Annotated in this window: 25 protein-coding genes; 13 read left to right on the top strand and 12 right to left on the bottom strand. The window is 72.0% G+C overall.

All coding sequences use genetic code 11. The features are described from left to right. The first annotated feature begins 68 nt into the window (after positions 1-68). From ACIGW2_RS05060 to ACIGW2_RS05040, 5 genes are all read left to right on the top strand, one after another. Complete coding sequence (locus tag ACIGW2_RS05060) at positions 69-569, top strand: ATP-binding protein (protein WP_399841147.1); 501 nt, start codon at positions 69-71, stop codon at positions 567-569. Then, positions 566-1,681, top strand: a complete 1,116-nt coding sequence (locus ACIGW2_RS05055) for a hypothetical protein (RefSeq protein WP_399841144.1) — start codon at positions 566-568, stop codon at positions 1,679-1,681. The genes ACIGW2_RS05060 and ACIGW2_RS05055 overlap by 4 nt, the downstream gene beginning before the upstream one ends. After that, the gene (locus ACIGW2_RS05050; RefSeq protein WP_399841141.1) at positions 1,678-2,043 is read left to right on the top strand and encodes an ASCH domain-containing protein; all 366 of its coding nucleotides are present in this window, start codon (positions 1,678-1,680) and stop codon (positions 2,041-2,043) included. The genes ACIGW2_RS05055 and ACIGW2_RS05050 overlap by 4 nt, the downstream gene beginning before the upstream one ends. Positions 2,044-2,378: 335 nt before the next feature. Continuing rightward, the gene (locus ACIGW2_RS05045; protein ID WP_399841138.1) at positions 2,379-2,921 is read left to right on the top strand and encodes an SLATT domain-containing protein; all 543 of its coding nucleotides are present in this window, start codon (positions 2,379-2,381) and stop codon (positions 2,919-2,921) included. Beyond that, entirely contained in the window at positions 2,884-3,798 is a 915-nt protein-coding gene (locus tag ACIGW2_RS05040) for a nucleotidyltransferase (RefSeq protein ID WP_399841136.1), read from the top strand. Before ACIGW2_RS05045 ends, ACIGW2_RS05040 begins: the two co-directional genes overlap by 38 nt. A 154-nt stretch (positions 3,799-3,952) precedes the next feature. On the opposite strand, the gene ACIGW2_RS05035 is transcribed toward ACIGW2_RS05040, so the two are convergent. The 4 genes from ACIGW2_RS05035 to ACIGW2_RS05020 all read right to left on the bottom strand — a co-directional run bounded on the left by ACIGW2_RS05035 (position 3,953) and on the right by ACIGW2_RS05020 (position 6,686). Next, positions 3,953-4,405, bottom strand: a complete 453-nt coding sequence (locus ACIGW2_RS05035; RefSeq protein ID WP_399841134.1) for a hypothetical protein — start codon at positions 4,403-4,405, stop codon at positions 3,953-3,955. Between the two features lie 378 nt (positions 4,406-4,783). Then, a complete protein-coding gene (locus ACIGW2_RS05030; protein ID WP_399841131.1) occupies positions 4,784-5,239 on the bottom strand; it encodes a GNAT family N-acetyltransferase in 456 nt (151 codons plus the stop codon). Continuing rightward, positions 5,236-5,733, bottom strand: a complete 498-nt coding sequence (locus ACIGW2_RS05025; RefSeq protein ID WP_399841128.1) for a hypothetical protein — start codon at positions 5,731-5,733, stop codon at positions 5,236-5,238. Before ACIGW2_RS05025 ends, ACIGW2_RS05030 begins: the two co-directional genes overlap by 4 nt. Beyond that, positions 5,730-6,686 carry a LysR family transcriptional regulator gene (locus ACIGW2_RS05020; protein WP_399841125.1) on the bottom strand — a complete coding sequence of 319 codons (957 nt, stop codon included), beginning with the start codon at positions 6,684-6,686 and terminating at the stop codon, positions 5,730-5,732. Before ACIGW2_RS05020 ends, ACIGW2_RS05025 begins: the two co-directional genes overlap by 4 nt. Positions 6,687-6,874: 188 nt before the next feature. On the opposite strand from ACIGW2_RS05020, the gene snpA reads away from it, so the two are divergent. Then, positions 6,875-7,519 (top strand): snapalysin, encoded by a 645-nt coding sequence (gene snpA / locus ACIGW2_RS05015; protein WP_361579352.1) that lies wholly within the window; start codon positions 6,875-6,877, stop codon positions 7,517-7,519. Between the two features lie 63 nt (positions 7,520-7,582). Here snpA and ACIGW2_RS05010 read toward each other — a convergent pair whose 3' ends face one another. From ACIGW2_RS05010 to ACIGW2_RS04990, 5 genes are all read right to left on the bottom strand, one after another. Beyond that, entirely contained in the window at positions 7,583-8,002 is a 420-nt protein-coding gene (locus tag ACIGW2_RS05010) for a DUF6304 family protein (RefSeq protein ID WP_391656177.1), read from the bottom strand. 42 nt (positions 8,003-8,044) lie between these two features. Beyond that, on the bottom strand, positions 8,045-8,359 hold the full coding sequence (locus tag ACIGW2_RS05005; protein ID WP_391656178.1) for a hypothetical protein: 315 nt from the start codon (positions 8,357-8,359) through the stop codon (positions 8,045-8,047). A gap of 26 nt (positions 8,360-8,385) precedes the next feature. Beyond that, entirely contained in the window at positions 8,386-8,970 is a 585-nt protein-coding gene (locus ACIGW2_RS05000; protein WP_399841120.1) for a dihydrofolate reductase family protein, read from the bottom strand. A gap of 108 nt (positions 8,971-9,078) precedes the next feature. After that, the gene (locus ACIGW2_RS04995) at positions 9,079-10,131 is read right to left on the bottom strand and encodes a family 2 encapsulin nanocompartment cargo protein polyprenyl transferase (protein WP_391656180.1); all 1,053 of its coding nucleotides are present in this window, start codon (positions 10,129-10,131) and stop codon (positions 9,079-9,081) included. 125 nt (positions 10,132-10,256) lie between these two features. Continuing rightward, the gene (locus tag ACIGW2_RS04990) at positions 10,257-11,672 is read right to left on the bottom strand and encodes a family 2B encapsulin nanocompartment shell protein (RefSeq protein WP_399841119.1); all 1,416 of its coding nucleotides are present in this window, start codon (positions 11,670-11,672) and stop codon (positions 10,257-10,259) included. Between the two features lie 264 nt (positions 11,673-11,936). On the opposite strand from ACIGW2_RS04990, the gene ACIGW2_RS04985 reads away from it, so the two are divergent. After that, complete coding sequence (locus ACIGW2_RS04985; RefSeq protein ID WP_391656182.1) at positions 11,937-12,527, top strand: N-acetylmuramoyl-L-alanine amidase; 591 nt, start codon at positions 11,937-11,939, stop codon at positions 12,525-12,527. A 32-nt stretch (positions 12,528-12,559) separates the two neighbouring features. Further along, positions 12,560-13,510, top strand: a complete 951-nt coding sequence (locus ACIGW2_RS04980; RefSeq protein ID WP_391656183.1) for a 1-aminocyclopropane-1-carboxylate deaminase/D-cysteine desulfhydrase — start codon at positions 12,560-12,562, stop codon at positions 13,508-13,510. Here ACIGW2_RS04980 and ACIGW2_RS04975 read toward each other — a convergent pair. Further along, the gene (locus ACIGW2_RS04975; RefSeq protein WP_391656184.1) at positions 13,489-15,084 is read right to left on the bottom strand and encodes a Na+/H+ antiporter; all 1,596 of its coding nucleotides are present in this window, start codon (positions 15,082-15,084) and stop codon (positions 13,489-13,491) included. The two genes, ACIGW2_RS04980 and ACIGW2_RS04975, sit on opposite strands and share 22 nt — an antisense overlap. A 40-nt stretch (positions 15,085-15,124) precedes the next feature. Here ACIGW2_RS04975 and ACIGW2_RS04970 point away from each other — a divergent pair, with 40 nt between their 5' ends. The 3 genes from ACIGW2_RS04970 to ACIGW2_RS04960 all read left to right on the top strand — a co-directional run bounded on the left by ACIGW2_RS04970 (position 15,125) and on the right by ACIGW2_RS04960 (position 17,105). After that, a complete protein-coding gene (locus ACIGW2_RS04970; RefSeq protein WP_361579334.1) occupies positions 15,125-15,385 on the top strand; it encodes a UBP-type zinc finger domain-containing protein in 261 nt (86 codons plus the stop codon). A gap of 224 nt (positions 15,386-15,609) precedes the next feature. After that, the gene (locus ACIGW2_RS04965; RefSeq protein ID WP_123457481.1) at positions 15,610-16,023 is read left to right on the top strand and encodes an anti-sigma regulatory factor; all 414 of its coding nucleotides are present in this window, start codon (positions 15,610-15,612) and stop codon (positions 16,021-16,023) included. Next, positions 16,020-17,105 carry an RNA polymerase sigma factor SigF gene (locus ACIGW2_RS04960; protein ID WP_391656185.1) on the top strand — a complete coding sequence of 362 codons (1,086 nt, stop codon included), beginning with the start codon at positions 16,020-16,022 and terminating at the stop codon, positions 17,103-17,105. The genes ACIGW2_RS04965 and ACIGW2_RS04960 overlap by 4 nt, the downstream gene beginning before the upstream one ends. Positions 17,106-17,213: 108 nt before the next feature. Here ACIGW2_RS04960 and ACIGW2_RS04955 read toward each other — a convergent pair whose 3' ends face one another. Further along, a complete protein-coding gene (locus tag ACIGW2_RS04955; protein ID WP_391656186.1) occupies positions 17,214-17,669 on the bottom strand; it encodes a hypothetical protein in 456 nt (151 codons plus the stop codon). Between the two features lie 87 nt (positions 17,670-17,756). Here ACIGW2_RS04955 and ACIGW2_RS04950 point away from each other — a divergent pair, with 87 nt between their 5' ends. Together ACIGW2_RS04950 and ACIGW2_RS04945 are read left to right on the top strand one after the other, a co-directional pair. Beyond that, positions 17,757-18,725, top strand: coding sequence for a diacylglycerol/lipid kinase family protein (locus ACIGW2_RS04950; RefSeq protein WP_391656187.1), 969 nt, complete (start codon positions 17,757-17,759; stop codon positions 18,723-18,725). Between the two features lie 319 nt (positions 18,726-19,044). After that, positions 19,045-19,302: a WhiB family transcriptional regulator gene (locus ACIGW2_RS04945; protein WP_003953983.1), complete on the top strand. Its 258-nt coding sequence runs from the start codon at positions 19,045-19,047 to the stop codon at positions 19,300-19,302. A gap of 239 nt (positions 19,303-19,541) precedes the next feature. On the opposite strand, the gene ACIGW2_RS04940 is transcribed toward ACIGW2_RS04945, so the two are convergent. Continuing rightward, the gene (locus ACIGW2_RS04940; RefSeq protein ID WP_356069970.1) at positions 19,542-21,008 is read right to left on the bottom strand and encodes a histidine kinase N-terminal domain-containing protein; all 1,467 of its coding nucleotides are present in this window, start codon (positions 21,006-21,008) and stop codon (positions 19,542-19,544) included. Positions 21,009-21,068 lie beyond the last annotated feature (60 nt).

Raw genomic sequence — 21,068 nt, 5'->3', positions numbered from 1 at the left:
AGTGGCCCCCGCCTTGGCCCCCGTGCTGGCTCCCGACCCAAATGAGTTAAGTCGCTTTGCTGTTGACCATGGCAAGCAGACTCACCAACGAGGCGACCGACGCCACACCGGATCTCCTTCCGGCCACGGGCCGGCACCGCACCATGCTCTTCCCTCGCCGCCGGACCACACCGCGTACCGCTCGCGACTTCGTCGCCGCCACGCTGACCGAATGGGGCGAGACCACTCGCCTCGACGATATGCGGCTGTGCACCTCGGAGCTCGTCACCAACGCCGTGCTTCACGGGGTGCCCGTGGGCCGGCTGGTCCTCGTACGCGTCGAGTCTCTCGACGAGGAGCTGCGGATCGAGGTCCACGACAGCGGCGAGAACAGGCCCACGAAGCGCATTCCCGAGGAGTCCGCCGTCGACGGCCGCGGTCTGCTGATCGTCGCTGCGACCGCCGACAGCTGGGGCGTGAAGGAGCGGACCGGCCCCGGAAAGTGCGTCTGGGCCGCATTCGACCGCGCCAAGAACGGGGCCGCACCCATGCCGCCCCACACCACCGGCCCCCGGGGAGACATCACGTGACCACCCACCCCGTCTCGCCGAACACCGTCCTCGCCAACGCCCTCCACCACGCCGAGGACGTCCTGACCCCGCGCATCCTGGCTGCCCCGCCCGAGCGGATCGTGCTGGTCGTCGGCACCCAGATCAACGGCGCCCCGCACATCGGCACCTCGCTCGTGCAGTCCCTGGCCTTCGCGATGGCCGCCCGACTGCGCGACCGCTTCGGTCTCCCCACCGAGGTGCTCTTCAGCGCCCTCGACAACGCCCCGTACGAGCTCGCCACCGACCCGGCCAGTGGCCACCGCTACCAGCGCGCCTACGCCCAGGCCCTCGGCGAGCATGTCCTGCTGGACCTCGTCGCCGCCCTCTACCAGCCCCTCTTCACCGCCCTGTCCAGGCGCCTGGGCATCCCTCACCGCATCGAGACGTACACCCAGCAGCAGGCCGGCGAGCACTACCGCCGCACCTGGCTCCGGCTCCTGCCCCGCATCGACGCAGCCCGCTGGTGGCTCGCTCCCTCCACCGGCACCCCGCACCTCCGCGTCCCCTGCCCGCACCCCGGCTGCGGCTGGACGGAGAAGCACGCCGAACGCACCCGGGTCCACCTCGCCGGCCCCGAGTCGGCGGAAGTCTCCGCGACGTGCCTCCACCACGGCCCGTACGAGGTCACGATCACGCCCACCGCCGGCGGCTACCTCGACCTGGCCACCCTCTACCGCAACCTGGTGAAGGAGCTCGCCCTGGCCAGTCCCCAGGGCACGCTGCACGTCATGATCAAGGGCGGCGACTGGGTCTTCGGCTCCCACCTCGTCGACGAGGCCCTCCAGGCCGTGGGCCTCACCCGCGCCCAGCTCCCGGCCCGGCTGTTCTGCCCCCAGGTCGTCACCGACACCGGCGCCAAGCTGTCGAAATCCCTCATACGAGAAGGCCGTGCCCCCTTGCCCGAAGGCGCCGCCCCTTGGATGCTCGACACCCGGCAGTGGCCCGGCACCGCCACCGAGTACGCCGACCAGCTGCTCGCCATGGCCGAGACCCTGCTCTCCGACCCCCGCCACTTCTTCCGCTCGTACTCGGCCGCCGAGATCGGCCGCCTGATCACTGCACCGTCCCCCAGGAGCGTTCCCTCCCGATGACCGACCGCACCGCCCGCGTCCGCGAGCTCAACCTCTACCGCCAGTACTTCGAGCTCGTCGCCGCGGGCACCAAGACCATCGAGGTGCGGGTCAAGTACCCGCACCTCGCGGACCTCGCCGCCGGCGACACCATCCGCTTCCGCATCAAGAACACGGACGAGACCTGCGATGTCCAGGTCCTCCGGGTCGCCGAGTACCCCGACTTCGAGGCCCTCCTCGACGGTGAGGGCCCGTCCAACGTCAACCCGACCGCCACCCGCGACCAGCAGCTGGCCAACATCCGCACCATCTACGGCCCTGAGAAGGAAGCCCTCGGAGCCCTCGCCATCGAGATCACCCTTTCGCGAGCACGCCAGGCGTGACAGTCCCATCCGGGTCGTTCGCTCTGGGTCCCTGGTCTCCCCATCGGCAATCAGGCGACGGGAATCGGTGACGGTCAACTCGATCAACGGGTTGTCCTGCCGCTTGGCATTAACAGGCCCTTGCGGCGTTGACGCCCAGCGGTCACGGCGCCAGCGCGGCGGCTGTCTGGTCTCTGCACACCTGGCGAACGACCGCTCAAGCTGGCGAACTTTAGGCTCTCTTGTCCCGATGAACCTGGCGAAGGTGGCGGGCAGGAAGTGCACGACGGCGGGAGGGTCGCCGGATGGTGAAAACCGCGGACTAGCTGTCACTGTCTGCCCGTACCTTGGTCGGCATGACGGAACCTGATGGCCCAACCGAGGCCACGCGCCGAAGCGCGATAGAGACCGAACTGAAGCGGCTAGAAGAGAGCGCGAAGTACAGCGGGCAAATGCAGTTCGAGCTGACCAAGCAGTGGCGCGGTGTCAATCTTGGGCTCGGTCTGCCAGCAAGCGTGCTGGCAGGCATCTCTGGCGCTGCCGCGCTCGTTTCCACAGCCGGGCGGGTCCCTGCTGGCATCCTCGCGCTCGTCGCGTCTGGTTGCGGCGCCATCCTCACCACCATCAACGCCTCGCATCGGATGAACCAAGCTGCAGCGGCAGGCAATGCCTACTTGGAGATCCAGACCGCAGCCCGTCAGGCCAGGGAGATCGACCTGCCTTACTCGTCCATCGATGAGGCACGCCAGGCCCTGGCCGAGCTCACGGCTCGGCGGGATGAGCAGAACAAGACCGCCGAGCCCCCGAACAAGCGGGCCTACAGACGGGCCCAGCGCAACATAGACGGCGGCGGGCAGACCTATGCCGTCGACGAAACGACCATGCCGACGGGGCGGTAGAGCAGCGATGACACTCACGGTTTCCCAAGCTTTCGGCGTCTTCTTGGAACGCCTCACACCCCTCCAGAGCGATCGAGACGCCAAAGCCCGGCATCGGTCCAGCGTCGAAACCTCGCTTAAGGGTTCCACTCGTTTTGGCGTGTACCTCTTCCGCGAGACCGGATCATTTGGTCACGGAACCGGCGTTCGGAACCACTGCGACGTTGATCTGCTGGTCAGCATGACCGGCAGCAAGCCCACTTCCGACACCGCTCTGCAATGGGTGAAGGAAGCCCTGAAAGCCAGCTTTCCGGCGACCACTGTCGAGATCCGCCGGCCCACCGTCGTCGTCAGGTTCGCCGGTGGAGCGGAGCAGTGGGAGATCCTCCCGGGGTTCCGCACGTCCCCCAAAGGCGCAGCACCCGTCTACGACATCCCCGGACCAGCCAACGGGTGGATGAGTTCGGCCCCGACAGTGCACCTGGACTACGTCAACGGGGTCAATCAGCAGGCTGGCATCGTCGGCGGCGCGAAGAAGTTGGCCCGTCTTGCCAAGGCGTGGAAGTACTACAACCAGGTGCCAATCTCCTCCTTCTACCTGGAGATGCGTGCAGCCCAGTACATGGCGGTCCAGACACACTTCAGTGCCGCCCTACATCTATGCGGCTATCTGGAGTGGCTCGACAAGATCGCGCTAGCAGACATGAACGACCCCCTGGGGAAGGCAAGCCGGTTCTCCGCGTGCTCCAGCACGGCAACGAAGACAACGGCCTTGTCCAACCTCCGCACCGCCGCGACTCGCGCCCGCAAGGCCGTCACCGCCGAGAATGCCTACAACATGCCGCAGGCTTTCGACTACCTGAACCTGCTGTTTGGCCACCAGTTCCCCAAGCGCTGACTGGCCGGTGCCCCTACAGGCGGGAACAGCAGACCTGCGACCGTTGCGTAGACCCCGAGAGCCTCGACGCTCCTGTGGAATGGACAGTTCCCACCAAGTAGCGGCGAGGGTGCCACAGCCTTGCCCCCGGGCCGCCCGGCTGCCAATCTTGTGATCAGTGGAACCAGACGACGAGCCGCACCTGGTCCGCTCCGTGGAGTCCGCCGAGCGTTCGCATCACGCTCCAGACCGGTCCCCAGTTGGTCTCGTTCCCCGCAGCACCGCCGCGACTGCGCGTACCGGAACTGTCCGTCTCGCTCCAGTCAGCGGCGGCGAGCTCGGACCAGGTGATCCACGTTGCGCCGTGTACGTCAGGAGGGCCGCCGTAATTGGCGTACTCGGTTCGCAGCGCCTCGGACGCGTCAGCGGGAAAGCCGCGGCCTTCGGCCAGCGGACGGAAGCCGAAGGAGTTGCGGATGCCGAAGAGGCAGGCGAGAGCGTCGTACGCGTTGCCGTTATTGAGAAGGAAGAGGTCGATGGCGGCCTGCCATACGGAGTCCTCATCGTCGGGGCCCCAGAGGCGGGCGCCCGGTCGGCACTCGATCATCCCGCTGACTTCGGTAGACATACCGGGATCGTGCCTGACGGGCACCTGGCGCGGCATCCACATTTGCCGCCACCACGCTGCACCCACCAGGCCAGCTTGAACGCAGTGTCGCTCACGCCGGCCCTCGGCCAGTCCGCACACAGTCCGCAAGACACCCGATCAAGACCGTCGCACCCCATCGCCAGCCAACAACAAAAGGCCAGGTCAGCGACCTGCGGCCACCATCGCCGCAGGTCACCGACCCGGCCCATTACTAGGAGACGAAGAAGGCCTGACCTTCCTCCTTCCGGACCCGCTCCCACCCGGGGGCCCGCCCGCACCCGGCCCACGGGGCGCCGAACTCGGCGCCCATGGGGGCCGGGTGCGGTCGTGTCCGGGCCGGGTGCCGTTCCTTCCCGGTCAGTCCGCCGCCCGCCACGTGTAGCGGGCCTTCGGCTTCGGCGTCGCGCCCAGGCGGGCGTAGAAGCGCATCGCCGAGGTGTTCCAGTCGGGGGTCTGCCATTCGACGTGGGCGAGGCCCAGGGCGCGGGCCTCGGCGCGGACGGCGGACATCAGGAGGGCGCCGAGGCCGTGGCCGCGGGCGGACTCGGTGAGGTAGAGGCAGTCCATGTGGAGGTACTCGGCGGCGGCCCAGGTGGAGACCTCCGGGGCGCAGGTGGCGTAGCCGGCGAGGCTGCCGTCGGGGAGTTCGGCGACCAGACAGCGCAGGCGGGGCTCCGGGGTCCCGAAGAGCAGCCGCCCGAGGGCCTCGGCCAGGTCCGGGCGGGGCGGGGCGGCCTTCTCGTACGCGGCGTGCTCGGCGGCCAGTTCGGCGACCCGGGGCAGGTCCTCGGGGCGGGCGGGGCGGACCGTCATCGGACCTCTCCCTCGAGGGTGTCGGCGGCCCAGGCGGAAACGCGGACCGCGCCCGGGCCGGTGCCGTCGAGGAGGTGACGCACGAACGCCTCGCGCTCATGGGCGAGGACGGCGGCCTCCCAGACGCACGGGGCGAGCCCGGCACGGCCCGGCCGCAGCTCGGCCGGGCGGCCCGCCGGGCCGGTCCAGACGGCCAGGTCGGACATGTGCCCCTCGATCCAGCTGTGCACGAGCACGTAGTCCCCGTCCCCGCCCACGTGGACGAGCAGCACCGCGAGGCCCAGCGACCCGCGGTGCCGTCCGAGCGCCAGGTGGTCCGCGGCGAGCGCGAGCGCCGGTGCCGCCTCCGCCTCACCGACCGCCCGGCCGGGCGCCTCGATCCCGTACACCTTCAGCAGGTGCCCGGCGACCTCCCTGGCGCCCAACGCCCTGACCGTCCGGGCGTGGTGGCCCTCCGCGAGCGCCATGACGGCGCCCCACTCGTGATCGCTCATGCGGACATCATGCACGGCCCCGCCGTGCCCCCCGCGCGCAGCCAGCGGCGGTACGGGGCGGCGCGGAGGGCGGCCTCGCGGTAGGCGGCGGTGAGGTCGGCGTACGGGAGGTCCAGGGGGACGCCCGGGGCGGCGAAGAGGAGCAGGCGGACGGCGAGGGGGTCGCCGCGGAGGGGGCGGATCGCCATGTCCTCGCGCGGGTGGGAGGTGGGCTGGCAGGGGGCGACGGCCTCGCCGAGGGCGATCAGCGAGGCGGCGGTGTGGTAGTCGGCGTGCAGCAGCGGCGGGTCGAGGCCGGCCGCGCCGAGGACCCGGCGCAGTCCGTCCCACTCCCCGTCCACGGCCGGGTCGACGGTCCAGCGGTCGTGGGCGAGGTCGGCGAGGTCGACGACCTCGTGGACGGCCGCCGGATGGTCGCCGGCCATCGACACGAACTGCGGCTCGCGCTCGACCAGGACCCGTCCCGTCAGCCCCTCCGGGATCCGCAGCGGGCAGCCCTCCACCTCGTGCACGAAGGCCAGGTCGAGCCGGCCCTCGGCGACCGTGCGCAGCAGCCGGTGGGCCGAGACGTCGACCCGGAGCGCGATGTCGGTGCCGGGGCGGCCCTGGCGGAGCCGGCGCAGCCAGCCGGGCAGGGCGCGGCTGGCGGTGGAGCCGACGCGCAGCACGGGGCCGTCGGCGGCGCGGGCGGCGGCCGCGCGGGTCTCGGTGACCAGGGCCGTCATGCCGTCGACCAGCGGGCGGGCCCGGCTGAGGACGGAGCGGCCCAGCGGGGTGGGCAGGCAGCCGGTGCGGCCGCGGGTGAAGAGCTCGGCGCCGAGGGCGTTCTCGATGCGGCGCAGCTGGGTGGTCAGCGAGGGCTGGCTGACGCCGAGCCGGCGGGCCGCCTTGTGCAGGCTGCCGGTGTCCGCGATGGCGCACAGCGCCCGCAGGTGCCTCACCTCCAGCTCCATGATGCCGAGACTAGGGCGGCTCCGGGGGCGCGCACCAGACCGCCCCGCGCCCCTGACTCCGCCCTCCCCGCACCGCCGATGAGGACCCAACTCCGCGGTGATGCGCTGGAGTTATCGGCGGATGGCATCATTCCCCGCCTGCCCCGGGCTCCCCCACACTCTCCTCAACCCCACAGGAGGAGCCCCCCATGCGACACCCGAAGGTCCTCACGTCCTTGCTCACCGCCGCCCTCGGTGCCGGTCTCACCCTCTCCCTCGGCGCCGCCCCCGCCTCCGCCGCACCCGTCGCCGAGCCCGCCGGGTACGCGCGCTACGCCGGGTCGGCCGAGGAGGCGCGGGCGAACCAGGCGTTCTTCGAAGCCGTCCTGAAGTCGGTCGCGAAGAAGCGGGCCGCCACGCCTGGTGCCACCGCCGTCACCGTGGTCTACAGCGCCGCCAACGCGCCCACCTTCCGCACCCAGATATCCCGTTCGGCGCAGATCTGGAACAGCTCGGTCACCAACGTCCGGCTGGTCGAGGGCTCCAACCCCGACTTCGCGTACTACGAGGGGAACGACTCCCGCGGTTCGTACGCGAGCACGGACGGGCACGGCAGCGGCTACATCTTCCTCGACTACCGGCAGAACCAGCAGTACAACTCCACCCGCGTCACCGCCCACGAGACCGGGCACGTGCTCGGCCTCCCCGACCACTACAGCGGCCCGTGCAGCGAGCTGATGTCCGGTGGCGGGCCCGGCACGTCCTGCACGAACGCCTACCCCAACTCCCAGGAGCGGGCCCGGGTGAACCAGCTGTGGCAGTACGGCCTCGCCACCGCCCTCAAGGCCGGCTGACCGGTACGGGCACGGGGGCGGGGAGGGGCCGGCGCCCCTCCCCGCCCCCGGGTGCGTGACGGGTCAGGCCGCCTGGAGCAGCTCCCGGCCGAACGCCGTGCCGGGCGGCAGCTGGCGGCGGACCCGGTCGAGGGCCTCCTCGAAGTCCGCGCCGGCGATGCCGGACTCGAAGGCGGCGCCTCCGTAGTGCAGCGTGAGGCTGAGGTCGGCGCGCTCGCCGAGGGTCAACAGGCAGCTGAGCGTGGCCTGCTGGGCGGTGCCGTCCACGACGACGGGGAGCGGCAGGTCCCACTCCAGGACGCACCCGGTGAGGGCCTGCCCGCCCTCGTCCGCGGCGCTGAGGGCGGCGAAGCTCGCGCCCGTGTACTCGATGCCCCTGATGCGGGTGGCCACGTGGCCCCCGGTGGCGGTGATGACGATCGCTTCCGCACCGCTGCGGTCCCGGTACCAGCCGGTCCAGACTTCTGTCGACTCCGATGACATGCGCGGACTGTAGCGGTATGACCGGCTCCGGCGCGCGGCCGGTCACCCCGGGGCCGGACTTCTCCCGGTCTCGCCGTTCTTGCCGGTCACGTGCGTGGTAGTGGCTTCCGCGCCGGCTTCCGGCGCGGTGTCGGACGGCGCTCCGCCGTCCTCCGGCGATCCCGGCTCCGATCCGGGCTCGCCCTCCGGCTCGTACAGCGCGCACCGCGGGTTGCGACAGGGCTGCACGACCCATTCCGGCACCCAGGCCCCGAGGACCTTGTGCCGCTCGGCCAGCACCTGGCGGGGCTCCCCGCAGGCCGGGCAGAGGTGCTCGGCGCGCGGGTCCCGCGTGGTGTGCGGCGTCTCTTCCGCCATGGCTCCAGCCTAGGTCGGCCCGGGCGTCACCGCTTCCTGGTGTACGTGCGCACGACGACGCCGTTGCCGAAGGAGCGCAGGTCCTGGAGCGCGTAGTCGTGGACGGCGAAGCCGGCGCCGAAGAGCGGCATGCCGGAGCCGTAGACCTGCGGGTAGGACTTGATGACCAGCTCGTCGACCTCGTCCACGAGCTGGCCGGCGACCTGGCCGCCGCCGCAGAGCCAGATGCCCAGGTCACCGTCCTCGGCCTTGAGCGCGCGGACCCGGGCGGCGAGGTCGCCGGCGAAGAGCTCGACGTTGGGGTCGGGCGACTCGGTCAGGGAGCGGGTGGCGACGATCTCGCGGAGGTGGGCGTACGGGCTGGGCATCCCGGCCTCCAGGCCGAGGCGGTACGAACCCATGCCCTGGATCACCGTGTCGAACCGCTTGTTGGGCACGCCGGTGAGACCGGAGGCCTCCCGGAAGGCGGTGGGGACGGTCTCCGGGAACTCCGCGTTCATCCAGGCGGCGTACTCCTCGTCCATGAAGGCGTACATGGACGAGGCGTCGCCGTGCGGGTCGCCGATGAAGCCGTCGAGAGAGCAGGCGACGTAGTACGTGAGCTTGCGCAAGCCGGAATCTCTTTCCGTAGGGGGCGTGGCTGATGACCACTTCATCCATAGTGCTTCGGATGTAGTGGTTACGCAAGCCCCTTCGTGAAGAGATCCGTGCGGAAGAGCTCAGCGATTGCGTCGTGTCACGAACTCCGCGAGCGCCAGCAGGTCCCCCGCGGCCGACAGGTCCGGGACCGCCCGGGAGAGGTGCTCCACCGCGCGGGCCATCCGCTCGGCCGCCTGGCCCTGCGCCCAGTCCCGGCCGCCGGCCCGCTCGACCGCGTCCGCCGCCGCGCGCACCGCCGCGGCGTCGAGCACCGGGCGGGCGTAGAGCTCGGCCAGCTCCTCCCCCGCCGCCGTCCCCGAGGTGAGCGCGGCGACCACGGGCAGCGACTTCTTGTGGGCGACCAGATCGGCACCGGCCGGCTTGCCCGTGCGCCCCGGGTCGCCCCAGATCCCGATCAGGTCGTCGATCAGCTGGAAGGCGAGGCCCGCCTCCCGGCCGAACGCGTCCAGGGCCGCGACCGTCTCCTCGTCCGCCCCCGCGTACAGCGCGCCCAGGGCGCAGGAACAGCCGAGCAGCGCACCGGTCTTGGCGGTGGCCATCGCCAGCACCTCGTCCAGGGACACCGCGCGGGGGTCGCGCTGCTCGAAGGCGCAATCCGCCTGCTGGCCCGCGCACAGCTCGATCACGCAGGCGGCGAGCCGGGCCGCGGCCGGCACGGCGGCCGGGTGCGGGTCCTCGGCGAGCAGCCGGAGCGCGAGCGCGTTCATGGCGTCGCCGGCCAGCAGCGCGTCCGGGATGCCGAACACCGTCCAGGCGGTGGGCCGGTGACGGCGGGTCGGGTCCTCGTCGACGATGTCGTCGTGGAGCAGCGTGAAGTTGTGCGCGAGCTCGACCGCCGCGGCGGCCTTGACCGCCGGGGCGGGGTCCGCGCCGAGCGCGCGGGCGGCGGCGAGCACCAGGGCGGGCCGGATGGCCTTGCCGCCGCGGCTCTCCTCGGCCGGGGAGCCGTCGGCCTCCTCCCAGCCGAAGTGATAGGCGGCGATGCGCCGTATGGAACCGGGCAGGGACTGGACGGTGGTGCGGAGCTGGGGGTCGACGACGCTGCGCGTCCGGTCCAGCAGCAGCGCGGCGCTGCGTCCCCCGGTCGCGGTGTCCGCGCTGGTCGTGGTCATCGTGTGGGTCACTTTCCTCATGGGCTCGTGGAGGGTGTGCCCCGGTGCCCGGTGGCGGGGCGCCGGGGAGGGCACCGGGGGCGGGGACCCGTCGGCCTGGCCCCCGTCCCCGGTACGGCTGTGGCTCAGCTCCTGCGTCCGACCTCCACGTTCTCCAGGACGCCGAGCGCGTCGGGAACGAGCACCGCCGCCGAGTAGTAGGCGGTGACCAGGTAGGAGGTGATCGCCTGGACGTCGATGCCCATGAAGCGGCAGGACAGGCCCGGTTCGACCTCGTCCGGCAGGCCGGTCTGGCGCAGCCCGATCACGCCCTGCTCGGACTCGCCGGTGCGCATGCAGATGATCGAGCTCGTACGGGCGTCGGTGACCGGGATCTTGTCGCAGGGGTACAGCGGGACCCCGCGCCAGGTCGTGATCCGCGTGCCGTCCACGTCGATCGTGTCCGGCACGAGGCCGCGCCGGTTGAGCTCGCGCCCGAAGGCGGCGATGGCCTGCGGGTGGGCCAGGAAGAGCTTGGAGCCGCGCCGCCGGGACAGCAGCTCGTCCAGGTCGTCCGGGCCGGGCGCGCCGTCCCGCGGCTGGATCCGCTGCCCGTAGTCGCAGTTGGCGAGCAGGCCGAACTCCCGGTGGTTGACCAGCTCGTGCTCCTGGCGCTCGCGCAGCGCCTCGACGGTCAGCCGCAGCTGGTGCTCGGTCTGGTCCATCGGGTGGTTGTAGAGGTCGGCCACGCGGGTGTGCACCCGGAGCACGGTCTGGGCGATGCTCAGCTCGTACTCGCGCGGGGAGAGTTCGTAGTCCACGAAGGTGTGCGGGACGACCGGCTCGCCGACGTGGCCCGCGGCGACCTCGATGGCCGCCTCCCCGAGCCGGTTGGTGGCGTGCGGCGGCAGGACCGCGAATTCGGCGAGGTGTCCGGCGAGCGCGCCGGCCCGCTCGGCGAGGGCGAGCACGTCGGCCCGGGTCAGCTCCAGGACCGTGCACGCGGTGGCGGCGCGGGCGGTCCAGTCCCAGGTCGCGTCGTCGGCGGCCAGGGCGTCCTCGCCGAAGTAGGCGCCGTCGGCGAGCACGCCGAGGACGGTCTCGTCCCCGTAGGGCCCCTCGCCGAGCTGCTCGACCCGGCCGTGCGCGAGCAGGTGCACCCGGTCCGTGCCCGTGCCGCGCGCGGCGATCACCTCGCCCGCCGCGTACTCCCGCTGGACGCAGCGGGCGGCCAGCTCGGCCAGGACGTCCGGCTCCTCGAAGCCGCGCAGCGCGGGGAGTTCGCCGAGCTCGGCGGGGATCACGGAGACTTGGCCGCCGGTCTGCACGAAGGTGACCCGGCCGTCGCCCACCGCGTAGCTGAGCCGCCGGTTCACCCGGTAGGAACCGCCCTGGACGTCCACCCACGGGAGCGCGCGCAGCAGCCAGCGGGAGGTGATCTCCTGCATCTGCGGGGCGGACTTGGTCGTGCTCGCCAGGTTCCGCGCGGCGGCGGTGCCGAGACTCCGCTGCGGGGGCGCCCCGCCCTCGCGCACCTCGCCGTCAACCGAACCAACGGACATGGAACTCCCTCTCGATGCGACAAACCTGCGAAGGAGAGCCTTTCAGCACGCTGCGTGTCCGCGCCATTACACAAAAGAGTGGGAGTCGCCGGCCACCGGGCTGGGCATGGAGCAGGATTTCCGCCGGTCCGGTGCGGCTCGCCGCGCGTCCGGATCGGCTCGCACACGAACCGAACGGATGGCAGCGGAGCGGACGACTCCGGTACCCCGGTGGGACAGGAGGAACCCGGAAGAACCGGAACCCCCGTCCGAAAGGAGCCGGTCATGGCCACACCCATGTCCGCGAGCCGTTTCCTCGGCGCGCTGCGCGACGAAGGTCTGACGGTCGTCGAGGTCGGCGACTGGCGCACCCACAACCGCAACCACAAGGGCCCCTGGGGACCCGTGCACGGCGTGATGATCCACCACACCGTCACCCGGGGCACCGCCGGCACCGTCCGCATCTGCCGGGACGGGTACGCCTCGCTGCCCGGTCCGCTCTGCCACGGCGTGATCGCCAAGGACGGCACCGTCCACCTGGTCGGCTACGGCCGGGCCAACCACGCCGGCCTCGGCGACGACGAGGTGCTGCGGGCGGTGATCGCGGAGCATCGGCTGCCGCCGGACGACGAGGCCACCACGGACGGCAACCGGCACTTCTACGGCTTCGAGTGCGAGAACCTCGGCGACGGCACCGACCCGTGGCCCAAGGTCCAGCTGGAGGCCATCGCCAAGGCCGCGGCCGCGGTCTGCCGGGTGCACGGCTGGACCCAGCGCTCGGTCATCGGCCACCTGGAGTGGCAGCCCGGCAAGGTCGACCCGCGCGGCTTCACCATGGCGTCGATGCGGGAGCGGATCGCCGACCGGCTGCGGTAGGGCCGGCCCGCGGGCCCGGCGAGAATGGCCGGGTGAACGCGTTCGACCTCTCCCGTCTGCGGCCCCGGCTCCCCTCGCCCCTGGAGCCGGTGGAGGACGAGCGCTTCACCCGGTACGGGCTGCGCCTGCTGCTCAAGCGGGACGACCTGATCCATCCCGCGCTGCCCGGCAACAAGTGGCGCAAGCTGGCGCTCAACCTGGCGGAGGCGGCCGGGCGGCCGGTGCTCACCTTCGGCGGTGCCTACTCCAATCACCTCCGGGCCACGGCCGCCGCCGGCCGGCTGCTGGGCTTCCCGACGATCGGCGTGGTGCGCGGCGATGAGCTGGCCGGCCGGCCGCCGAACCCCTCGCTGGCGCGGTGCGCGGCGGACGGCATGCGGCTGGTGTTCGTGGACCGCGCCACGTACCGCGCGAAGGGCGAACCAGAGGCCCTGGACCGGATCCTCGCGCTGGCCGGGGCGCCGGAGGGGACGTACGTGGTGCCGGAGGGCGGCAGCAACGCGCTCGCCGTCCGCGGGTGCGTGGAGCTGGGCCGCGAGCTCAGCGGCCGGGCCGACGTGGCGGCCGTGGCCTGCGGCACGGGCGGCACCCTGGCCGGTCTGGCGGCCGGTTTCGAGGGGCGCGCGCTGGGTGTCCCGGTGGTCAAGGGCGGCTTCCTCGGCGCGGAGGTGCGGGCGCTCCAGGAGGCGGCCTTCGGCGGTCCGCGCGGGGACTGGTCCCTGGACGAGCGCTTCCACGGCGGCGGCTACGCGCGCGTGCCGGCCGCCCTGGAGGCGTTCGCACAGGATTTCGAGGTGCGGCACGGGGTCTGGCGTGGACTCGCCATCGAGCGACTGTATGTCGCCAAAATGCTCGACGGACTGGTGACCCTCGCGTCGGAGGGCGCCTTCGCGCCCGGCACCCGCGTCGCGGCCGTGATCACCGGGTCGCCGGAACCGGGTCCCGGTGCGGGGCCGCGGGCTCAGGCCGTCTCCTCGCGGTAGGCCGCGGCCTCCTCCAGGTCGAGGCGGCGCAGCAGGGTGCGCATCATCTCGTCGTCGATGCGGCGCTCGTCGCGCAGGCGCACGAAGACCTCGCGCTCGGCGTCGATCATCTCGCGGGCGAGCCGCCGATAGGTGTCGTCGGCGGTCTCGCCGGTGAGCTCGTTGACGGTGCCGAGCCGCTCCCAGACCGCGTTGCGGCGGCGCTCCATGACCGTGCGCAGCCGGTCGGCGAGCGGCCCGGGCAGGGCGTTGCGCTCGTCGGCGAGGAGGGCGTCGAGCCGGGCTTCGGCGGCCTGTGAGGCCTCGTTCTGGGCCTGGGCCTCGGCGAGGGTCTCCTGGACGCGGTCGCGGCCGGGCAGCCGCAGGGCGCGGATGAGCGGCGGCAGGGTGAGGCCCTGGACGACGAGGGTGCCGATGACCGTGGTGAAGGTGAGGAAGAGGACCAGGTTGCGGGCGGGGAAGGGGACGCCGTCGGTGGCGACCGGGATGGAGAAGGCGATCGCGAGGGAGACCACGCCGCGCATGCCGGCCCAGCCGACGATCACCGGCGCCCGCCAGTCCACCCCGGGCTCGCGGGTGCGGACCCGGGTGGACAGCCAGCGGGGCAGGAAGGTGGCGGGGAAGACCCAGACGAAGCGCACGACCACCACGAAGACGAAGACCCCGATCGCGTACCAGGCGGCCTCGCCGATCCCGTACGGGCCGAGGCCCTGGACCACGAAGGGCAGCTGGAGGCCGATCAGCGCGAAGACGGCGGACTCCAGGACGAAGGCGACCATCTTCCAGACCGCCTCCTCCTGGAGACGGGTGGCGAAGTCGACCTTCCAGTTCTTGTGGCCGAGGAAGAGGCCGACCACGACGACGGCGAGCACCCCGGAGGCGTGCACCTCCTCGGCGGCGGCGTAGGCGATGAACGGGATGAGCAGGGAGAGCGTGTTCTGGAGCAGGGCCTCGCGCAGGTGGGTGCGCAGCCAGTGGATGGGGACCATGAGGACCAGGCCGACGCCGACGCCGCCGACGGCGGCGAGGGCGAACTCGCCCAGGCCGCCGGCCCAGCTGATGCCCTCCCCCACGGCGGCGGCGAGCGCGACCTTGTAGGCGGTGATCGCGGTGGCGTCGTTCACCAGGGACTCGCCCTGGAGGATGGTGGTGATGCGGTTCGGCAGCCCCAGCTTGCGGGCGATGGCGGTGGCGGCGACCGCGTCCGGCGGGGCGATGACGGCGCCGAGGACGAGGGCGGCGGTCAGCGGCAGGTCGGGCACCAGGACGAAGGCGAGCCAGCCGACGGCGACGGTCGCGAAGAGCACGTACCCGACGGACAGCAGCGCGACCGGCCGGATGTTCGCGCGCAGGTCGAGGTACGAGGAGTCGACGGCGGCGGTGTAGAGCAGCGGCGGCAGGACCAGCGGCAGCACGATGTGCGGGTCGAGGGTGTAGTCGGGCACGCCGGGCACGTAGGAGGCGCCGAGGCCCACGGCGACCAGGAGGAGCGGGGCCGGCACCGGGGTCCGACGGGCGAAGCCCGCCACCGCGGCGCTCGCCGCGACCAGCGCCACCAGCTGCAGTGCGTCCATGCCCGGTCCCTGTCTCGTGCCACGACGTAACCTGGCCATCATGAGCGAGTGCCCGCACGTTGCCGAAATGCCGCGCCCCGAACCGGCGCCGCAGCACGACACCTGCCCGGAGTGCCTGGCCGACGGTACGCACCCCGTCCAGCTGCGGCTCTGTCTGAGCTGCGGGCACGTGGGCTGCTGCGACTCGTCGGTGGGCCGGCACGCGACGGCGCACTTCCACTCCTCGGGGCACCCGGTGATGCGGACCTTCGAGCCGAACGAGCGCTGGCGCTGGTGCTTCGTGGACGGTTCGATCGTCTGACGGCTGGGTACGTCACCCCTCCGCGGGTTCTCCGCGGCCGCCGGCGCGCACGGCGGGCCCTTGAGGACCGGACCCCGCGGGGACGGTCCTGCCGGGCCCCCGGCGACACGGCGGGACGGATCGCGATAGCGTCTCGGCGGACTGCAGAACCGACTGCGTACCGCCAGGTCCGGGGCTTTTCCGCCCCGGATCCCGAAAGAGCTTGTGCCACCTTGGAGGTGAGGGTGTCCCAGATCGCAGGCGAGCCCGGGACCCAGGACTTCGTGGAAGTCCGGCTGCCCGCTGCGGGTGCCTACCTGTCCGTGCTGCGTACGGCCACGGCCGGTCTCGCGGCGCGCTTGGACTTCACCCTCGACGAGATCGAGGACCTGCGGATCGCGGTCGACGAGGCCTGCGCGATCCTGCTCCAGCAGGCGGTGCCGGGCTCGGTGCTGAGTTGTGTGTTCCGCCTGATCGACGACTCGCTCGACGTGACGGTGTCCGCCCCGACCACGGACGGCCGGGCGCCGGAGCGGGACACCTTCGCGTGGACGGTGCTGTCGGCGCTGGCCGGCAAGGTGGAGTCGTCGGTCGCCGAGGACCGGACGGTCTCCATCAGCCTGTACAAACAGCGCGGCGCGGGGCCAGGCCCGGCGTGAGGAGCGGGGACGCGACGGCCGGCATCCCTGAGCAGCAGCGGGCCGCCCGGTCGCAGGGGGCGGCCGGTGTCGAGGTCGAGGTCGAGGTCGCTACGGAGCAGGCGGACCAGATGAGCGAGCACGAGCAGCACGAGGTTGCCCCGGACGCGGGCGGGCCGCGGCAGGCCCATGCCCCGGGGCCCGGCCAGGTCCGCGACGAGGACCCCGGCCAGGTCCACGGCCGGGCGCGGGAGCGGGGCGCGGTGCCGGGCCGGCAGGTCGACGGCGAGGGGCCCGGCGAGGGGTCCGGACAGGCTTCCGGACAGGCTTCCGGACAGGCCGTCGACCCGCACGACCGCAGCGGTGCGCGGGCCCTCTTCGTCGAGCTGCGGAGCCTGCCGGAGGGCTCGCCGGAGAAGGCGGCGCTGCGCGACCGGCTGGTGCGGATGCACCTGCCGCTGGTGGAGCACCTGGCCCGGCGCTTCCGCAACCGCGGGGAGCCGCTGGACGACCTGACGCAGGTGGCGACGATCGGCCTGATCAAGTCGGTGGACCGGTTCGACCCGGACCGCGGGGTGGAGTTCTCCACGTACGCGACGCCGACCGTGGTCGGCGAGATCAAGCGCCACTTCCGGGACAAGGGCTGGGCGGTCCGGGTGCCGCGCCGGCTCCAGGAGCTGCGGCTGTCCCTGACGACGGCGACGGCCGAGCTGTCCCAGCAGCACGGGCGCTCGCCGACCGTGCACGAGCTGGCGGAGCGGCTGGGGATCTCCGAGGAGGAGGTCCTGGAGGGCCTGGAGTCGGCGAACGCGTATTCGACGCTGTCGCTCGACGTGCCGGACACGGACGACGAGTCGCCGGCGGTGGCGGACACGCTGGGCGCGGAGGACGAGGCGCTGGAGGGCGTCGAGTACCGGGAGTCGCTCAAGCCGCTCCTGGAGGACCTGCCGCCCCGGGAGAAGCGGATCCTGCTGCTTCGCTTCTTCGGGAACATGACCCAGTCGCAGATCGCGCAGGAGGTCGGCATCTCGCAGATGCACGTCTCCCGGCTGCTGGCGCGGACCCTGGCACAGCTGCGGGACAAGCTCCTCGTGGAGGAGTGAGCTGAGCGGTTCCCCGGACGCGGACACCGGACACGACGGAGGGGCCGGGGGTGATCCCCCGGCCCCTCCGTTGTGTCCGGTGTGTACGTGCCCGGTGTGCGGGCCGCGTTACGAGGCGTCCTCGCCCGGGCGCCGGATGCCGAGCGCGGCGGTGGTGGACGGGCTGACCAGGAGGACCAGGCCCGTCACGGCGAGGACGGCGAGGGCGATGCCGGCCGGGATCATCACGCTGTTCGCCTGGAGCAGCTGCCAGGCCACGGGCAGCGCCAGGATCTGGGTGATCACGGCGGGGCCGCGGCTCCAGGAGCGGCGCAGCCACAGGCCGCGGGCGGCGACCAGCGGGATCAGGCCGAGGGCGACCAGGGTGACCGCGCCCATCAGGGCCGAGGTGAGGTCGTCGGGCCGGTCGCCGAGGCTGGTGACCAGCAGGACGAGGCCGCCGGCGACGAGGGCGACGCCCTCGGTCGCGGCCACCGCGGCGGCGGCCGTGAGGCGCCCGGGACGGGTGCCCGGCTCCGTCGGCTGCTCGGGACTGCTGGTGTCGGCGCTGCTCGTACTGCTCATGCAAGGCAGGGTAGCCGGGTCCGGTCCGGGATCCGTCCGGGAGGCCTGGGCTGGGAGAGGTACCGCCGGGTAGGTACGCTGGCGGGCATGCGCGCGCTTCTCGTGGTCAACCCGGCAGCCACCACCACCAGTGCCCGCACACGGGACGTGCTGATCCACGCGCTGGCCAGCGAGATGAAGCTGGAGGCGGTGACCACCGAGTACCGGGGGCACGCCCGTGACCTGGGGCGCAGGGCCGCCGAGGCGGACGACATCGACCTGGTGGTGGCGCTCGGCGGGGACGGCACGGTCAACGAGGTGGTGAACGGGCTGCTGCACGCGGGGCCCGATCCGGACCGGCTGCCGGGGCTCGCGGTGGTGCCGGGCGGCTCGACCAATGTGTTCGCACGGGCGCTCGGACTGCCGAACGACGCGGTCGAGGCGACCGGCGCGCTGCTCGACGCGCTGCGCGAGCGCCGGACGCGGACGGTCAGCCTGGGTCTCGCCTCCGGGACGCCGGGCACGGACGACGAAGCGGTGCCCGAACGCTGGTTCACCTTCTGCGCCGGCTTCGGCTTCGACGCCGGCGTCATCGGCCGGGTCGAACAGCAGCGCGAGCGCGGCAAGCGTTCGACCCACGCGCTCTATCTGCGTCAGGTGGTGCGCCAGTTCCTGGGCGAGCAGAACCGGCGGCACGGCACGATCACCCTGGAGCGGCCCGGCGAGGAGCCGGTGCGGGACCTCGTGCTCTCCATAATCTGCAACACCTCTCCCTGGACCTACCTGGGCAATCGTCCGGTGTACGCGTCTCCGGAGGCCTCCTTCGAGACGGCCCTGGACGTGCTCGGACTGAGCCGGCTCTCGACCCCCTCCATCGCCCGCTACGCCACTCAGCTGCTCACTTCGAGCCCCGAGCGGGGCCCCCACGGCAAGCACGCGGTGAGCCTCCACGATCTGACCGACTTCACCTTGCATTCGAAGGTGCCACTGCCGCTCCAGATGGACGGCGACCACCTCGGGCTGCGTACGAGCGTGACGTTCACAGGCGTACGCCGTGCACTGCGTGTGATTGTGTGACCAGAAGGACCGAAAGTCCTTCCACTCGAACGTTTAGGCTGCCCTCCACCCCCTAGAAGTACGGCTGTGACGGAGCCGACACCGAGGAATCAAAAAAAACTTTCCAGAAGGGGTTGTATCCGTTGCTGGGGTTTGGGAGTCTCTTCTTGGCGATCGGGACGGCCCGCAAGACCGGCCTCCACTGAGAGCCAGAACCCCTCCTCTGTAACAAGGACCACACCAGTTCGCCTGGCAGTCGGCCCTTCCCTTGCGGGGGGATTCGTGAAAGCGTTCACATTCACAAGCAACTCGCACGTAACACCTGAGAGAGGTAGCAGCCATGGACTGGCGTCACAACGCCGTTTGTCGTGAGGAAGACCCCGAGCTGTTCTTCCCCATCGGCAACACCGGTCCTGCGCTGCTGCAGATCGAGGAAGCCAAGGCCGTCTGCCGCCGCTGCCCCGTCATGGAGCAGTGCCTGCAGTGGGCGCTCGAGTCCGGCCAGGACTCCGGCGTCTGGGGTGGCCTCAGCGAGGACGAGCGCCGCGCGATGAAGCGCCGCGCCGCCCGCAACCGGGCGCGCAACGCCAGCGCCTGAGCCACCTGCACGGACCGAGGCAAGCGGCGCGTACACCGTGTACGCAATCACCGCCCCCGAGCCGCAGCGCGCGCAGTAACCCACAGCATTCGAGCCCCGGACCGATTCACTTCGGTCCGGGGCTCGCTGCTCTTCAGGGGAAGCTTCCGGGAAGCCTCCCGGGGAGCGGCCCGCGGAACGGATCCCGGAACTGCCCTCCCCCGGAGGGCAGTTCACCGCATAAGAATTCCGGCCGCGTATTACTTCTGCGGCTGGACGGGAATGTCGAGGACCACCCGGGTGCCGCGTTCCGCGCCCGGCTGCATGTCGAAGGTGCCGCCGAGTTCGCCCTCGACCAGGGTCCGGACGATCTGCAGCCCGAGGTTTCCGGCCCGCTGCGGGTCGAATCCCTCGGGCAGGCCGCGGCCGTCGTCCTTGACGGTGATCAGCAGCCGGGCGTCGGCGCGGGGCTCGCCGCGGACGGCGGTGACCTCGACCGTGCCGTGCTCCCCCGGCGCGAAGGCGTGCTCCAGGGCGTTCTGCAGGATCTCGGTGAGCACCATGGAGAGCGGAGTGGCGACCTCGGCGTCGAGGATGCCGAAGCGCCCGTTGCGCCGGCAGGTCACCTTGCCCGGGGAGATCTCGGCGACCATGGCGATCACCCGGTCGGCGATCTCGTCGAACTCGACCCGCTCGTCCAGGTTCTGGGACAGCGTCTCGTGCACGATGGCGATCGAACCGACCCGGCGCACCGCCTCGTTGAGCGCCTCGCGGCCCCGGTCGGAGTCCATCCGGCGGGCCTGGAGGCGCAACAGGGCGGCCACCGTCTGGAGGTTGTTCTTCACCCGGTGGTGGATCTCCCGGATGGTGGCGTCCTTGGTGATCAACTCGCGCTCGCGGCGGCGCAGTTCGGTGACGTCCCGGAGCAGCACCAGGGAGCCGATCCGGGTTCCCTTGGGCTTGAGCGGGATCGCCCGGAGCTGGATCACCCCGCCGTTGCCCTCGATCTCGAACTCGCGCGGGGCGTAGCCGGAGGCCATCTTGACCAGGGCCTCGTCCACCGGGCCGCGGGAGGGGGCGAGCTCGGCGGTGACCTGGCCGAGGTCCTGGCCGACGAGGTCGGCGGCGAGGCCGAGCCGGTGGTAGGCGGAGAGCGCGTTGGGCGAGGCGTACTGGACGACGCCGTCGGCGTCGAGCCGCATCAGACCGTCACCGGCCCGCGGCGAGGAGTCCATGTCCACCTGCTCGCCGGCGAAGGGGAAGGAGCCGGCGGCGATCATCTGGGCCAGGTCGGAGGCGGACTGGAGGTAGGTGAGCTCCAGCCGGGACGGGGTCCGCACGGTGAGCAGATTGGTGTTGCGGGCGATCACGCCGAGCACCCGGCCCTCGCGCCGTACGGGGATGGACTCGACCCGGACCGGCACCTCCTCGCGCCACTCGGGGTCGCCCTCGCGCACGATCCGGCCCTCGTCGAGGGCGGCGTCGAGGAGCGGGCGGCGGCCGCGCGGGACCAGGTGGCCGACCATGTCGTCCTGGTAGGAGGTGGGCCCGGTGTTGGGCCGCATCTGGGCGACGGAGACGTAGCGGGTGCCGTCCAGGGTGGGGACCCACAGCACCAGGTCGGCGAAGGACAGGTCGGAGAGCAGCTGCCACTCCGAGACCAGCAGGTGGAGCCAGTCGAGGTCGGACTCGCTCAGCGCGGTGTGCTGGCGTACGAGGTCGTTCATGGAGGGCACGTGTGCGAGCGTACCCGTGGAATTACCAGGCGGTGAACCTGGAGTTCCCGG

This window comes from Streptomyces sp. NPDC053541 (assembly GCF_044544705.1).
GTDB lineage: Bacteria > Actinomycetota > Actinomycetes > Streptomycetales > Streptomycetaceae > Streptomyces.
This window is presented reverse-complemented; position numbering and strand designations above follow the sequence as displayed.